The 13,495-nt window shown below is 67.4% G+C and carries 11 protein-coding genes; 6 read left to right on the top strand and 5 right to left on the bottom strand.

Features of this window, described 5'->3' with window-relative positions; genetic code table 11:
- Nucleotides 1–112: 112 nt before the first annotated feature.
- The 5 genes from ACTMTF_RS45055 to ACTMTF_RS45035 all read right to left on the bottom strand — a co-directional run bounded on the left by ACTMTF_RS45055 (nt 113) and on the right by ACTMTF_RS45035 (nt 5,823).
- Entirely contained in the window at nt 113–730 is a 618-nt protein-coding gene (locus tag ACTMTF_RS45055; RefSeq protein WP_441116236.1) for a helix-turn-helix transcriptional regulator, read from the bottom strand.
- Between the two features lie 65 nt (nt 731–795).
- The gene (locus ACTMTF_RS45050) at nt 796–1,209 is read right to left on the bottom strand and encodes a hypothetical protein (protein ID WP_441116235.1); all 414 of its coding nucleotides are present in this window, start codon (nt 1,207–1,209) and stop codon (nt 796–798) included.
- Between the two features lie 84 nt (nt 1,210–1,293).
- Nucleotides 1,294–1,854: a tyrosine-type recombinase/integrase gene (locus tag ACTMTF_RS45045; protein WP_441116234.1), complete on the bottom strand. Its 561-nt coding sequence runs from the start codon at nt 1,852–1,854 to the stop codon at nt 1,294–1,296.
- 1,327 nt (nt 1,855–3,181) lie between these two features.
- Entirely contained in the window at nt 3,182–4,720 is a 1,539-nt protein-coding gene (locus ACTMTF_RS45040) for an MFS transporter (RefSeq protein ID WP_441116233.1), read from the bottom strand.
- Nucleotides 4,721–4,881: 161 nt separating this feature from the next.
- Complete coding sequence (locus ACTMTF_RS45035) at nt 4,882–5,823, bottom strand: MBL fold metallo-hydrolase (protein WP_441116232.1); 942 nt, start codon at nt 5,821–5,823, stop codon at nt 4,882–4,884.
- Nucleotides 5,824–5,924: 101 nt separating this feature from the next.
- Here ACTMTF_RS45035 and ACTMTF_RS45030 point away from each other — a divergent pair, with 101 nt between their 5' ends.
- The 6 genes from ACTMTF_RS45030 to ACTMTF_RS45005 all read left to right on the top strand — a co-directional run bounded on the left by ACTMTF_RS45030 (nt 5,925) and on the right by ACTMTF_RS45005 (nt 13,357).
- Nucleotides 5,925–6,926 carry a cupin domain-containing protein gene (locus ACTMTF_RS45030; protein WP_441116231.1) on the top strand — a complete coding sequence of 334 codons (1,002 nt, stop codon included), beginning with the start codon at nt 5,925–5,927 and terminating at the stop codon, nt 6,924–6,926.
- Between the two features lie 110 nt (nt 6,927–7,036).
- Nucleotides 7,037–7,375: an NmrA family NAD(P)-binding protein gene (locus ACTMTF_RS45025; RefSeq protein ID WP_441116230.1), complete on the top strand. Its 339-nt coding sequence runs from the start codon at nt 7,037–7,039 to the stop codon at nt 7,373–7,375.
- A 197-nt stretch (nt 7,376–7,572) separates the two neighbouring features.
- Nucleotides 7,573–10,680: a Tn3 family transposase gene (locus tag ACTMTF_RS45020; protein ID WP_441116229.1), complete on the top strand. Its 3,108-nt coding sequence runs from the start codon at nt 7,573–7,575 to the stop codon at nt 10,678–10,680.
- A 146-nt stretch (nt 10,681–10,826) separates the two neighbouring features.
- Complete coding sequence (locus ACTMTF_RS45015; protein ID WP_441116228.1) at nt 10,827–11,942, top strand: pentapeptide repeat-containing protein; 1,116 nt, start codon at nt 10,827–10,829, stop codon at nt 11,940–11,942.
- A gap of 121 nt (nt 11,943–12,063) precedes the next feature.
- The gene (locus ACTMTF_RS45010) at nt 12,064–12,375 is read left to right on the top strand and encodes a hypothetical protein (RefSeq protein ID WP_441116227.1); all 312 of its coding nucleotides are present in this window, start codon (nt 12,064–12,066) and stop codon (nt 12,373–12,375) included.
- A gap of 52 nt (nt 12,376–12,427) precedes the next feature.
- Nucleotides 12,428–13,357: a tyrosine-type recombinase/integrase gene (locus ACTMTF_RS45005; protein WP_441116226.1), complete on the top strand. Its 930-nt coding sequence runs from the start codon at nt 12,428–12,430 to the stop codon at nt 13,355–13,357.
- The last annotated feature ends 138 nt before the right edge of the window (nt 13,358–13,495 follow it).

Here is a 13,495-nt window from a genome sequence, read left to right as displayed (position 1 = left end):
GATGAGCCCCTGAGCCAGCAGATCAGGCTTCGGACCATGGCAGGGGGCCAACCGGACGGCAGAACTGCCGCAGGGCTGGCTCCGGCTGGCGGCCCACGTCGTCGAGCCCTCGCTACGGGGTTGCCATGTGCTCGCTGGGTGGCAGGACATCCCGGAGCTGGTGGCGGGAGGTGATCGACAGCTTGGCGAAGATCTTGCGCAGGTGCCACTCGACCGTCCGCGGGCTGAGGAAGAGCCGGGTGCCGATCTCCGGGTTGGTCAGCCCGTCGCGCACGAGCAGCGCGATCTGCCGCTCCTGGGCCGTCAGTTCCTCACCGGACGACGCCTCGATCGTGCCCTTACCGATGCGCTCGCCCGTGGCCAGCAGTTCTCCGCGGGCCCGCTCGGCGAAGGCCTCCATCCCCATCGACACGAACATCTCGTGAGCGGTGCGCAACTGCTCCCGTGCCTCGCCCCGCCGGCGCCGGCGGCGCAGCCACTCGCCGTACAGCAGATGAGCGCGGGCGAGTTCCGGGCGCAGCTCGGTCCGGCCCAGCCGCTCGATCGCCTCACGGTAGAGCTCCTCCGCGGCCACCCCGTCGCTGGCCTCCCCGTCGCCCGCCAGCCCGTCGCCCACCGGCCCGTCGCCCACCGGCCCGTCGCTCAGCAGCGCCCGGGAACGGGCCAGGACGCGGCCCTCGGGGAGTAGTGGAACGGTCAGTGGCGCCAGCGTGTACAGAAAACTGCACACTCGTCTGCGTCTGGCCGCGGCTATGGGAGCGGCGCAGGTCAGCTGCGCTCGAAGGGATTGATTCCTTAAGGGTCGTGGTGCGGCTCGCCGCGCTCGCGCAGTTCGATCTGGTAGGCCCGCCAGATGTCGGCCTCCGTGAGCGGTGCCGGGGCGCGGTAGCGCAGCGCTCCGGACCGGGCCCGTTCGCGGTAGGTGCGGTTGAAGTCGGCATACGACAGGCCCGGCTCGGCCAGGCGGCGGCGCAGCTCAGCCCGCCGGTCGCCAGCTACGGCGGCCTGGTCCAAGTCGGCCACCGCGCGGGCGCGGGCCAGCTCGTCGATGTCGTAGGCGATCCGGCGCAGCACCGCGGCCACGCGGGCCAGGTCCACCCCGACGTGGTAAGCGTCCTCGTCATTGGCCGGTCGCAGGTTCACCACCGGGGGAAACCCGTCACCGGCGAGCCGGTCGACCCATCCGGCGCACTCCAATACCCAGCGCACCTCATCGACCAAACGGCCGGCGATGCTATCGCGGGGGCGGCCGGAATACGCCGGAAAGGGGCCGCGGGTTGCTGTAGCCACAGCTCAGTGGGCGCGGCGACGTTGGGCGGGGTCTGCTTCGGCGGTGATGCGCGCGGAGGTCTCCTCGCCCAGGCGCACATAGCGGCCGAGGCTGGCCAGGTGCTGGTGGCGGCTCTTGGCCTGCAACTCCGGGGCGGTACGCCCGGCCTGGGCGAGATGCTGCAGCGCACTGTGGCGAAGCTGATGCAACGTCCACCCCTGGCGGTGCGGGTCGAGCTTGGCGGAGGCGGACTTGAACAGGTACTCGGCGCGTGGATAGGACAGTCTGCCCCGCCGGGTGACGGGGCAGATGTCGGCGGCCGCGGGCGCGCGAGATCCGGAGGCAGGGGCGCGCCGGTCGGCCAGGAACACCGGCCCGGCAATGCGGCCGGACAGCAGGCGGGGCAGGATGCGGGCGGTGGGGGTGGCCCAGTGCACGTACTCGATGGCGCCGCCCTTGCTGGTGACGCGGGCGCGGCGGAACTCTAGGTCGAGGTCTTCGATGTTGAGGGTAAGGATTTCCTCGGCGCGGGCGGCGGTGTCGTACAGGAGCCGCCACAGGGGGTCCAGCCAAGGTGAGCTCAAAAGCCGCAATACAAGATCAACAATGCTGTGACCCGCGTGATGAGGAGGACCTTGTCGAGCTTGGCCCAGCAGGCAAGTTTCCCGCTGGACTTGCTGTATCGCGAAGGTAGGTGTGCGTTACATAGGTGCGTACACGGCATGCGTTACAGAGGCGACCTGCGGGAACGCCATGTTGATCTTTGTGTAAAGCGAACGATCATTTGTGCCACTTAACGATCATGCGTTGCGGCTTTCCAGTTCACCTTGGCTGGACCCCACTACGTCCCCGCAGGTCGTCGCCACCATGTCCGGCCGGGCTGTTCGGAGCATGTACCGGATAACGTGCCCGAGTCGTGCGGCTGCCGTCTTCATGCCACTGCTGGTCAACGGCACGGTGACGTCGGCGATGTACGTGATAACGGCCCCTTATCCGGTACATCGCCCTGCCCTGCGGTGTCCTTCTGGCGTACTCCGGTCGGCCCCGTTCGTGGGCCTGGCCGTGGGCAGGGCCCTGTCTCCGCTGATCCCGCGACCCGGACCGATGCTCGCAACGTTCTGCGTGACCTGCTCGGCCGATAGGGTGCGTGGAGACCCGGTCTCGATCGGCGTCGGTGATCTCGCACCGGGGCTGCCCGTTCGTCAACTCCATCACCGAGCTGCCCGGCCGCTCCCATCCCGCACGGCAAGTGATCGAGAAGCACAAGGCCCACCAGACCCGCAGACTGGTCGGCATGTGCGCCGAGGCCAGGCTAGCCGACCCCGAGCAGACCGCGGCCGAGATCACCTTCGTACTCGAAGGCGCGCAGGTCAGCGCGCACAACGGAAGCATCGATCAGGCGGAGGATCAAGGGAGAGCCCGGCCATTCCAACGACGCCGGCTGTCCCTATCGCGACGTTCATGCCGTGGGGCGCGACAGCCGCCACGACGTCCGCGGCTCGGCTTCGCCTCCGGCCACGACTGTGTTCCGCGTGACGCGCACACCGCGCATCTCGTCGAGGTTGATCTCCACTGCGCCGTCTCGGAGGGGCGCGACCGGCCCAGTCGTGGCCTCCTCCGCGCACCGAGAGACCGACGCCGGTCTCCTGGACGACGTTGCCCGGGACGCTTGAAGTGCCCTGGGCAACATGCGTGAGCGGCAGCGGCAGGGCTACCGGGAGAGCCGCAGGTTTCAGCCGTCGCCGGTGGGGACCAGAGCAGGGGTGTAGGTGACGGGGCGCCGGGTCTCTTCCCACTGCTGGAGCCAGCCTGGTCAGGAACCGAAAAGAACGCCGGGCCCGCCGCCACCGTTCGCAGCCAGACGGTGGAAATCTTCGAGGGTGGTGCCGGCCTGGCTGCCGCAGCGGTCGATCAGGGTGACCTTGGCGCGGGCGACCGGGGTGCCGGCGGCGTCCAAGACACCGCCGCGGAAGCGCCGGAGGGGGCCTTTTCGGCTGGCTCCAGGTTGGCATCCTCCTCGCCGCCGGCGCGGTGCTGCGGCCGGCCGGGCGGGCGGGCCCGGGGCAGGAAGAGAGCCGTGAGCAGGCCGATCACCATCGCGCCCGTCGCGATCAGGAAGGAAACGCGGAAGCCGTGCATGGTCGGGACGGTGACGCCGTTCACAGGGTGCGCGGTGTTGGCGAGGACCATGCCGATGACGGCGCTGGAGACCGAGGAGCCGATCGAGCGCATCAGGGTGTTGAGACCGTTGGCCGAGCCCGTCTCCGAGGCGGGGACCGCACCGACGATCAGGGCAGGGAGGGAGGAGTAGGCGAGGCCGATGCCCACGCCCAGGATCACCGTGATGACGAGGCTCTGCCAGGGGGCGCTCATCAGGCCGAGGCCGGCGCCATAGCCGATCGCGATAATCACCATGCCGAGGATCAGGGTGACCTTGGGGCCGTACTTCGCGGACAGCCGGGCGTAGACGGGGGCCGTGAGCATCATGGTTAGGCCGAGCGGTGCCATATACAGGCCCGCGACCACCATTGACTGGCCGAGGCCGTAGCCGGTGGCCTTCGGCAGCTGGAGCAGCTGGGGAAGGACCAGCGAGACGACGAGAAACGAGGCGCCGACCATGATCGAGGCGAGATTCGTGAAGAGCACCGCAGGGCGAGTCATGGTGCGCAGGTCCACCAGCGGTGCCTTGAGACGCAGTTCCATCACGCCCCACGGGACGAGCACGACCGCCGCCGCGGCGAACAGTCCGAGGGTGGTGCCGGAGGTCCAGCCCCAGTCGGTGCCCTTGGTGATCGGCAGCAGGAAGACGACGAGCCCGGCCGATAGCCCGATCGCGCCGAGAACGTCGAAAGTGCCTTGCGCGCGGGTCGGGGACTCGGGGACGACGAGGAGGGTGAGGGCAACGCAGAGGACGCCTAGGCCGGCGGCGCCGTAGAAGAGCGCGTGCCAGTCGGTGTGCTGGGCGACCACGGCCGCGGCGGGCAGGGCGAGGCTGCTGCCGACGCCCATGGAGGAGCTCATCAGGGCCATCGCCGAGCCGAGCTTCTCGCGGGGGAGTATGTCGCGCATCAGGCCGATGCTGAGGGGTATCGCGCTCATCGCGAAGCCCTGGAGGGTTCGGCCTGCGATCATCGTGAGCAGGTCGCTGGTGAGGGCGCTGACGAGCGCGCCGACGACCATCACCGCGAGGCTGAGGATCAGCATGCGGCGCTTGCCGTGAAGGTCACCGAGGCGGCCCATGATCGGCGTGGCGACGGCGCCGGAGAGCAAGGTCGAGGTGATGACCCAGGTCGCGTTGCCCGGCTCGGTACCCAGCAGTTGCGGCAGGTCTTTGATCACCGGGACGAGCAGGGTCTGCATCGCCGAGACCACGATGCCCACGAAGGCGAGCACCGGGACAAGGGCTCCGCTCGCTCTGGCTGCGGGCCGATCGGTCAACGTGTGCGTCATGAGGGACGGCCTCCAGGCCGGAAGGTTTTGCGTGGGATGCCGGATCCACCTGGCTCAGCCCGTGGACTCCCAGGGGCTGAGCCAGGTGGATCCGGTCGCGCCGTCCGCCGAGGCGTTGAGAGCCTCGCGCTCGCGGGCGGTGAGCGGGGTGGGGCCAAGGCTCACTCAGAGGCGGACGCACTCTTCTTCGGGTCGGCTATCGCCCATGGACCGAGGGCGAACCCATCACTGTCCCGTCGGACTTCTAGGGCACCCGCACCACCGAAGTGTGCGGGGATGAGCAGCTCTCGTTCATCAGCCGCCCGCCCGAGAATCCGACGGCGACTGGCCGCCGCTTGTTCCGGGGCCAGGCAGGCGCTGCTGTTACAGGAGGGATCGAGAATCTGCACCGGGCTGTGCAGCAGATCTCCGACGAAGACCGCCCGGTCGCTCCCGGATGCGAGTCGCAGTACGGACGAGCCGGGAGTGTGGCCGGGTGCGGACTCCAGGGCGAGGTGTTCGTCGATGTGGTGGAGGCCGTCCCACAGCACGGCCTGTCCGGCCTGGTGGATGGGCGTGATGCTGTCTTCGTAGATCAGGCGGTCGGCCTCATGCGCGCCGTTCCCGTACGCGTTGTCCGGACCGTAATGGAAGTCGTCGGCGGCCGGGATGAGGTATTGGGCGTTGGGGAACGTCGGTACCCACTTCCCATCCACGTCGACGGTGTTCCAGCCGACGTGATCGACGTGCAGGTGAGTGTTCACGACGACGTCGACATCCTGCGGGCGAACACCGGCCCTCGCCAGGAGGCCGAGGAAATCACTCCGAGAGTGGTGGAACGGCCCCATGCCCGGTCGCTCGCGCCCGTTGCCCGCTCCGGTGTCGACCAGGACGGTCCGCCCGCCGCTGCGCAGCACCCAGCTCTGCAGAGCAAGCACCGCCAAGTCGCTGTCGGGCTCCCAGTGGTCCGGTGCCAGCCAGTCCTCGTTGTCCTTCCACACATCGGCACCAGCTCCCGGGAACATGCCGGAGGTGGGCAGGAACGGTTCGTGCCACTCAACGACTCGGATGACCTCGACATCCCCCAGCACCATGCTCTGCACACTCTCGTTCTCGTTCGTCATGTGTTCGACCTTAAGAAAGGTCCAACGATCCTCTCAATGTTCATCCAGCTCAATAAAATACGAATCCGTCTCATACTTGATGCGGGAGATATCTTGGATGGATGGATGTGGTGAGTGACGCGATCTCTGCCGTGCACCTCGGGCACCCCTGGTCCCACCGGGTGCGGACGAGCGGGAACTGGTGCGCGCGGCTGGACCCGTACGACGGCGCGGGCTTCTACGTCGTCCTGAAGGGCAACTGCTGGCTGCTGACCGACGGCGGCGCCTCAATACCTCTCGGTGTGGGTGACGCGGTGCTGCTGCCTCATGGCGCAGGCCATGTGATCGCCGATTCTCCCGTCGATGCGGCGGTCGCGGAGGAGAAGGCCGTGCCGTTCGAGCAATGGCTTGTGGGGACAGGGCCGCGAGCCGGAGCTGATCGCGACGAGACGGAGATGCTCTGCGGCAAGTACTGGCTCGACTGCAGCCGCATGCACCCGCTCATGGCAGAGCTGCCTGAGGTCGTCCACCTTCCCAGCCGCGTAGGCAGCCACCTCGAACTCCGTGCCGCGATCGACCTGCTCGCCGGGGAGCAGGACGAGATGCGGCCCGGCTCCTGCGTGGTGCTTTCGAACCTGCTCGACCTCCTCCTCGTCTACATGATCCGCTCCTGGATGACCGAGACCACCAGCGGAGCCTGGCCCCGCGCACTGGGCGACCCGGTGGCAGCCGCCGCCCTGCGGGCGATGCACTCCAAGCCGGCCGCGCCGTGGAGCAATGACCGTCTGGCAGCAGAGGCGGGCGTCTCTCGTCCCACCCTGGCGCGCCGGTTCACCACCCTGGTCGGCCGCCCTCCGATGGCGTACCTCACCTGGTGGCGCGTGATCCTTGCCGCCACCCTGCTCCGCGACACCAAGGAAACCCTGGCCACCATCGCCGGCCGAGTCGGCTACGGCAGCCCGTACGCACTCTCCCACGCCTTCGAGAGGGAGTTCGGCACTACACCGGGGCGGTATCGAGCGCAAGCCACGGGTCGATCCGCTTCCGCCGCAAACCCTCAACTAACGTCAAAACAAGCTGACATCGGAGACGCGGTCAGGCAGCGACTCCTACAGTCATCGTGAAACGGCATCTGCAGTCGCGTGCACAGTCACTGGATCGTACCTATCCAGAACCGGAGGGTCACCCCAGTTAGGTGGGTGGCCGCCGCATGCCTACCGTCTGGAGACACATCGTGAAGACCATCGTGGTGGTGGGGGCGACCGGCTTGCAGGGCCGAGCCGTGACAGCGCAGCTGCTCGCCGACGGCTGGCAGGTACGGGCGATGACGCGCGATCCGAAGGCCGCAGCGGCTCGGGCGCTGGCGCAGGCGGGCGCCGAGCTCGTCCGCGCCGAGATGGACGACCTCGCCTCACTCATCGCCGCCGCCGAAGGCGCTTATGGCCTGTTCAGCGTGCAGCCCACCGTCGGCTCCCCGGGCACCCCGGCGGGCTTCTCGGCTGAGGACGAGGTCCGCTGGGGCCGCAACGTCGCCGACGCGGCCCACGCCGCCGGTGTGCGGCACCTGGTCTAGGCCTGTCGTTAAGGAAGCTGTCACCAAGTACACGCGAGCGTGTTGAGCCTGGTCAGTGAGGTCCTTCTCGGTTCCCTTGCAGGTCTTTCGCGGAAACTCAGACAAGCTCGACCGCTTACCATCAGTATTGATCCGGTCTCGGGGGGTTGTCTGCGGTGGCCAGGTGGCTACCCGCCCGCGAGAAAGCCGGATGCGACGTGGCGCGTGTCGTCGACGAAGACGAGCTGGTCGGGAATTGGATGCTCCTCGATGAGGAGATGAACCTGCTGACAGGGCGGCGAGGGCCCACGAAACTGGGCTTCGCGCTGATGCTCAAGTTCCATCAACTCCATGGCCGGTTCCCGCGCGGCAGGGCCGAACTACCCGACGACGCGGTCGACTACGTTGCCAGGGCGGTCAAGGTCCCAGCCTCGGACCTGGCGTTCTACGAGTGGGACGGGCGCACCAGCAAGGACCACCGCACCGACATCCGCACGTTCACCGGCTTCCGCGACTGCGGGGTAGACGACGCGGAGAAGGCAGCCAAGTGGCTGGCCGACGACGTCTGTAAGGCCGAGCGGCGCCCTGATCGAGTCCGGGTGGCGCTCTTGAACCATTTGAGGGAAGAGCAGATCGAGCCGCCGTCCAAACTCCGGCTGCAGCGGATCATCGGCTCGGCGCTGGAGCAGGCCGAGAAGACCCTGACCTTGCGGATCGCCTCGCGAATCGAGACGGACGTGGTCGAGCGCATGCTCACACTGATCGCCCCGCGCACCGGCCGAAGCGACGACGAGGACGCCGGCGATGGCGAGGACTCCGATGAGATCGGGTCCGGTGAACGGGGAGCAGACCAGGGACGTACTGACGGCCCCGTCACCGACGAGGGTGAGGAAGAGCTGGAGGAGGCGGACCCCGAGGGCGCGGACGTGTTCGCGGTGATCCGGGAGGAGCCCGGCAACGTCAGCGTCAAGACGATGGAACGGGAGGTGTTCAAGCTCGGCGCGATCGAGGCGGTCGGGCTACCCGAGGGGCTGTTCGACGATGTCGCGCCGGGTGTGTTGCTGGCGTGGCGGGCGCGGGTCGCGGTCGAGGCGCCCAGTCATCTGCGTGCGCATCCTGATGAGATCAAGGTGACGTTGCTGGCGGCGTACCTGTACTGCCGCCGGCGGGAGATCATCGATGCGCTGGTTGATCTGCTGATCACCACGGTGCAGAGGATCAACGCCCGTGCCGACACCCGGGTGACCGAGGAGTTCGTCGCCGAGCTCAAGCGTGTCTCGGGCAAGGAGAACATCCTGTTCAAGATGACCCAGGCCGCGCTGGAGGCACCGCAGGAGACCATCAGCGAGGCGATTTACCCGGTGGTGCCCGGCGGGGTGGACACGCTGGTGGCGCTGTGGCACGAGTACCAGGCCAAGGGCAGCACCTACCGCCAGCACCGGCAGCGGGTGTTCAAGGCCTCCTACACCAACCACTACCGGACCGGGCTGATCCAGATCCTGGAGGCGCTGGAGTTCGGGTCGACCAACACGGTGCACGCCCCGATGATGACCGCGCTGGCCTTGATCAAGCGGTACAAGAGTGAGCGCACCAACCACACCAAGTACTACGCCGTCGGCGAGACCGTCCCGGTGGAGAAGATCGTCCCGGCGGAGCTGGCCGAGCTGATGTATCGCACCGACAAGGCGGGGCGGCGGCGGATCTTGCGCAGCGTGTATGAGTGCGGGGTGTTCCAGACCCTGCGTGACAAGCTGCGCTGCAAGGAGATCTGGGTGCACGGGGCGCTCAAGTGGCGCAACCCCGACGATGACCTGCCCTCCGACTATGAGGAGCGGCGCGTGGAGAACTACGCCAAGCTCCGCAAGCCCCTGGACGCCAAGCGGTTCACCGGCGAGCTGATCGAGGAGATGGACGCCGAGCTGTCGGCCCTGCATGACGCGCTGCCGAGCCTGCCGTGGCTGCAGATCGTCGAGCGCAAGAAGGGCGGCGCGATCGTGCTCACCCCGCTGGAGCCGCTGCCCGAACCACGCAACCTGCGCAAGCTCAAGGCCGCCATCCGCCAGCGGTGGGGCGTGGTGCCGCTGCTGGACATGTTCACCGAGACAGCCCTGCGCACCAGCTGCCTGGACACGCTGATCCCGGCCAGCACCCGCATCGGCATGGAATCCGGCGAGTTCCTGGAGCGGATGCTGCTGGTGATCTACGCCTACGGCACCGGCGCGGGGATCCGCTCGGTCGCCTCCGGCGAGCACCCCTATTCGGAGGAGGACCTGCGCTACTCCCGGCGCCGCTTCCTGTCGGTGGCCGGCGCACGGCAGGTGGCCAAGACGATCGCCAACGCCACCTTCGCCGCCCGCCAGTCCTGGCTGTGGGGCGAAGGCACGACCGCGGTCGCCTCCGACTCCACCCACTTCTCCGCCTTCGACCAGAACATCTTCACCGAGTACCACTCGCGCTACAAAAGGGCCAAGCGCGGCGTGCTGATCTACTGGACGGTCGAGACCGGCGGGTCGATGGCCATCTACAGCCAGCACCTGACCTGCTCGGCTTCTGAGGTGCATGCCATGGTCGAGGGCGCGATGCGGCACGAGACGGACATGAGCGTGGAGACCAACTACGTCGATTCCCATGGCGCTTCGATCATCGGTTTCGGCGTGACCAGGCTCTTGAACTTCGACCTGGTCGCCCGGTTCAAGCAGGTCAACATCATGAAGCTGTACCTGCCGGGCAAGAGCGACACGTTCGCCTACCCGATGCTCGGCCCGGCGCTGACCCGTCCGATCCGTCCCGAGGTCATCGAGAACAACTACGACCTGATGATCAAATACGCGACCGCGATCCGGCAGGGCACCGCCTCCACCGAGGCTCTGCTGCGCCGCTTCACCGGCGAGACCACCCACCCCGCCTACTCGGCGATGTATGAGGTCGGCTGCGCTCAGCGCACCATCTTTCTGGCTCGCTGGCTACGAGATCGCGATCTTCAGCACGAGACCGAGTCCGGACTCAACGTGGTGGAGAACTACAACGGCGTCAACGACTACATCCGGTTCGGCAAGCGCGGTGAGCTGGCCTCCAACCGCCGCGAAGAGCAGGAGCTCGGCATGCTCTGCTTGATGATCTTGCAGAGCAGCCTCGCCTACATCAACACCCTCATGATCCAAGACACCGTCGCCGAGCCCGCCTGGGCCGAAGTGCTGACCGACGTCGACCGGCGCGGCCTGACCCCGCTGTTCCACACCAACATGACGCCGTACGGGACCGTACAGCTTCGGCCCGATCGGCGGCTGGACCTATCCGTACAAGCAAGTGAGGGAGGCAAGGGTTGAGCGAACGCCGCCGACCATTTCGACCAATTTCGTGGTGGTGGGTTGTCTTCGGGATCGTGGCCGTCGGTCTGGCGACTTGGGGATCCACCTGGTGGTTACTCGCTCAGACCCAGGGGCTGCGGGGTCCTGCTGAGGCGACCGCCCGGATGGAAGCGATCAGGACCGGGCTTAGCGTCGGCGCCGGCACTGGCGGAGCAGTTGCCCTTCTGCTGGCCATGCGTCGCCAATGGCTCAGTGAACGGGATCAGGCCCATCGCGAAGAAGTAAACCGACAAACTCAGGCCCACGCCGAGCGGGTCGCCACTGCCACAGAACACGATGCGGCCGAGCGTCGCGTTACTGATCTGTACATCAAGGCGGTCGACCAGCTCGGCAACGAGAATGCCCCCGTCCGGTTGGGTGGGCTGTATGCCCTGGAACGCTTGGCGCAGGGCAATCCTGCCCACCAGCAATCCGTCGTCAATGTGATCTGCTCGTACTTGCGCATGCCCTTCAACGCGCAGCAGCCTCCAGCCCCTGCGGATCAAGACCTGAAACGGCTCTCGACGTCAGACCGCGCTGCCAAAGCCGCTGAACACGCAGCCGAGGTAGCGCGCTGGAAGCAGGAGCGTCTGGTCCGGCTGACCGCACAATCCATGTTGGCCACGCATATCTTCACGATTGAGACGACCACCGAATGGCCGCGGCAGACCATGCCTCCAGATCCTGCCTACTGGCCCGGCATCTCGCTCAACCTCAGCGACGCGACTTTGATCGACTTCTGCTTCCAAGGGAGAGTGAACGATGCTGATTTCACCGGTGCGTTGTTCGTTGGAGTAGCCAACTTCGCGCACGCCAGCTTCGACGGTCACGCCGTGTTCAGAAACGCCCGCTTCGAAGGCGGGGCAGGTCATTTCTACGGGACCTGGTTCGGACTGCGCGCCATCTTCATCAACACCGACTTCGGTAAGGCTGAGGCGGTCTTCGAGGGAGCCACCTTTGCTGGCATGCTCTTTCTTCGCGACGCCAAGTTCGGGGGCGGGGTCACCCTCCGCGGGGCGCGAGCATTGGCCGACTTCAACACGGGCTGGGGTGATACCCGTCGGTGGCCTGAAGGCTGGCGTGAACGTCCCCTTGCCAACGATGAGGTGATCCCGCGACCCAGGTGGGGTGCATGGGCCAAGGCCCCGGACCTACCTCCTGGCGATCCCACTTGGAGACTCGTCGTAGCCGACAAGATCGGACCCGACGAGCAAGCCGACGCTCAACCCGAGTCCCCGTGATGTGACAGGGAAGTGACCATTCCCTGTCACATACAAGATCCTTCCCTCATTCCTACCAGCGGTTCCGCCGCCCACCTCTAGGGTCGAAGCCTGCACGTTCTCTGTCATATAAGGAGATACCGTGATTCCCGAACCGGCACCAGGCCCCAGCCCCGATCAACAGCGCGCCGCCGGCGAGCTCGCTCAGCACGCCTTCGAGACTGCGGGCAAACTGCGCCTGCTCGCCGGGCACATGCACTCGCTCGGCTGGCGCACCGACGAGTACAGCGTCGAAGACCTGGAGCGGGTCGCCGACTCGCTCGGCGGCATGTCGATCCGGGCCGCGATGTCCAGTGACGATGCCGGTATCGTCAGCATGGTGATGGGCAAGCCCATGAAGCGGATCGCGCCGAACTTCCACATCGGCCTGGGTGACGAGCAGGCGGGAGCATGAGCGACCAGACGAGCAGCGGCGAGGTGACGCGGACCCCGGCCATGCCCTGACGATGACCAGGATTCTGCCGCTCACGGGCGGCCCGACATTGGCCGATGCCACCACCGCGTTCCTGAACCGCCGCGACCTGGACGCCGATACTCTGCGCTCCTACCGCCAGACGCTCACGCGCCTGCGCGCCGAGCTCGGCGACGGCGTCCTGCTGAGCGACCTGGCGGCCGAGCAGGTGGCGGCGGTCTTCACCACGGCGTGGTCAGAGGCAGCCGCCCGCACCTGGAACCGCCACCGCTCCGCTTTGCGCTCCTTCACCACCTGGGCCGCCGCGCGGTGGAGTACGACCGATCTGGCCGTGCTGATCGAACGGCGCCGGGAGAACGCCGACGCCACCAAGGTCATCGACCGGCACCTGATCGAGGCCCTATGGCAGCGCCAGGACCTACCGCTGCGTGACAAGACCCTCTTCCGGCTGCTGTATGAGAGCGCGGCCCGCTCGGTGGAGGCGCTCGGTCTGGACGTTGCCGACGTCGTGCCCGAGGCCAAACGCGGCCGCGTACGCCGCAAGGGCGGCGCCACCGAATGGATCCTGTGGCAGTCCGGCACCGCCCGGCTGCTGCCCCGCCTGCTCACCGGCCGCACCAGCGGGCCGGTCTTCCTCACCGACCGGCGGCCCGGTCCGGCCCGCACTCCGGCGGCCGTCGACTTGTGCCCGCTCACCGGACGCGCCCGCCTGTCTTATGAGCGTGCCGAGTACCTGTTCAAACAGACCACCAAGAACGTCGATCCAACCGGTGCCGGCTACACCCTCCATCAGCTGCGCCACTCCCGGCTGACTCACCTGGGCGAGGACGGCTGGTCATCCTCCATGCTCATGGCTCTGTCCGGCCACCGGAACCTGCGCTCCCTCGGCATCTATGTCCAGCCCAGCACCGAAGCCGTCGCCGCCGCACTCGCCGACCACGATCCAGGACGCAGACGCCACTGACCTCTCTACCTGGGCCAACTCCGCTCGCGTGTACCTGATGACAGCTTCCTTAACGACAGGCCGTGGTCCAGCGCCGACGAGCGGCTTGAGCCGTTCGTCGGCCTGGAACTGCGCGACGTTGCTCTGCTCCAGTGGCGG

This window comes from Nonomuraea sp. ZG12, from assembly GCF_052068115.1.
Taxonomy (GTDB): Bacteria; Actinomycetota; Actinomycetes; order Streptosporangiales; family Streptosporangiaceae; genus Nonomuraea.
This window is presented reverse-complemented; position numbering and strand designations above follow the sequence as displayed.

Excerpts from the sequence above, each read along its gene's own strand:
- ACTMTF_RS45040 (WP_441116233.1), bottom strand. The coding sequence starts at position 4,720 with ATGACGCACACGTTGACCGATCGGCCCGCAGCCAGAGCGAGCGGAGCC.
- ACTMTF_RS45035 (WP_441116232.1), bottom strand. The coding sequence starts at position 5,823 with ATGACGAACGAGAACGAGAGTGTGCAGAGCATGGTGCTGGGGGATGTC.
- ACTMTF_RS45030 (WP_441116231.1), top strand. The coding sequence starts at position 5,925 with ATGGATGTGGTGAGTGACGCGATCTCTGCCGTGCACCTCGGGCACCCC.
- ACTMTF_RS45015 (WP_441116228.1), top strand. The coding sequence starts at position 10,827 with ATGGAAGCGATCAGGACCGGGCTTAGCGTCGGCGCCGGCACTGGCGGA.
- ACTMTF_RS45005 (WP_441116226.1), top strand. The coding sequence starts at position 12,428 with ATGACCAGGATTCTGCCGCTCACGGGCGGCCCGACATTGGCCGATGCC.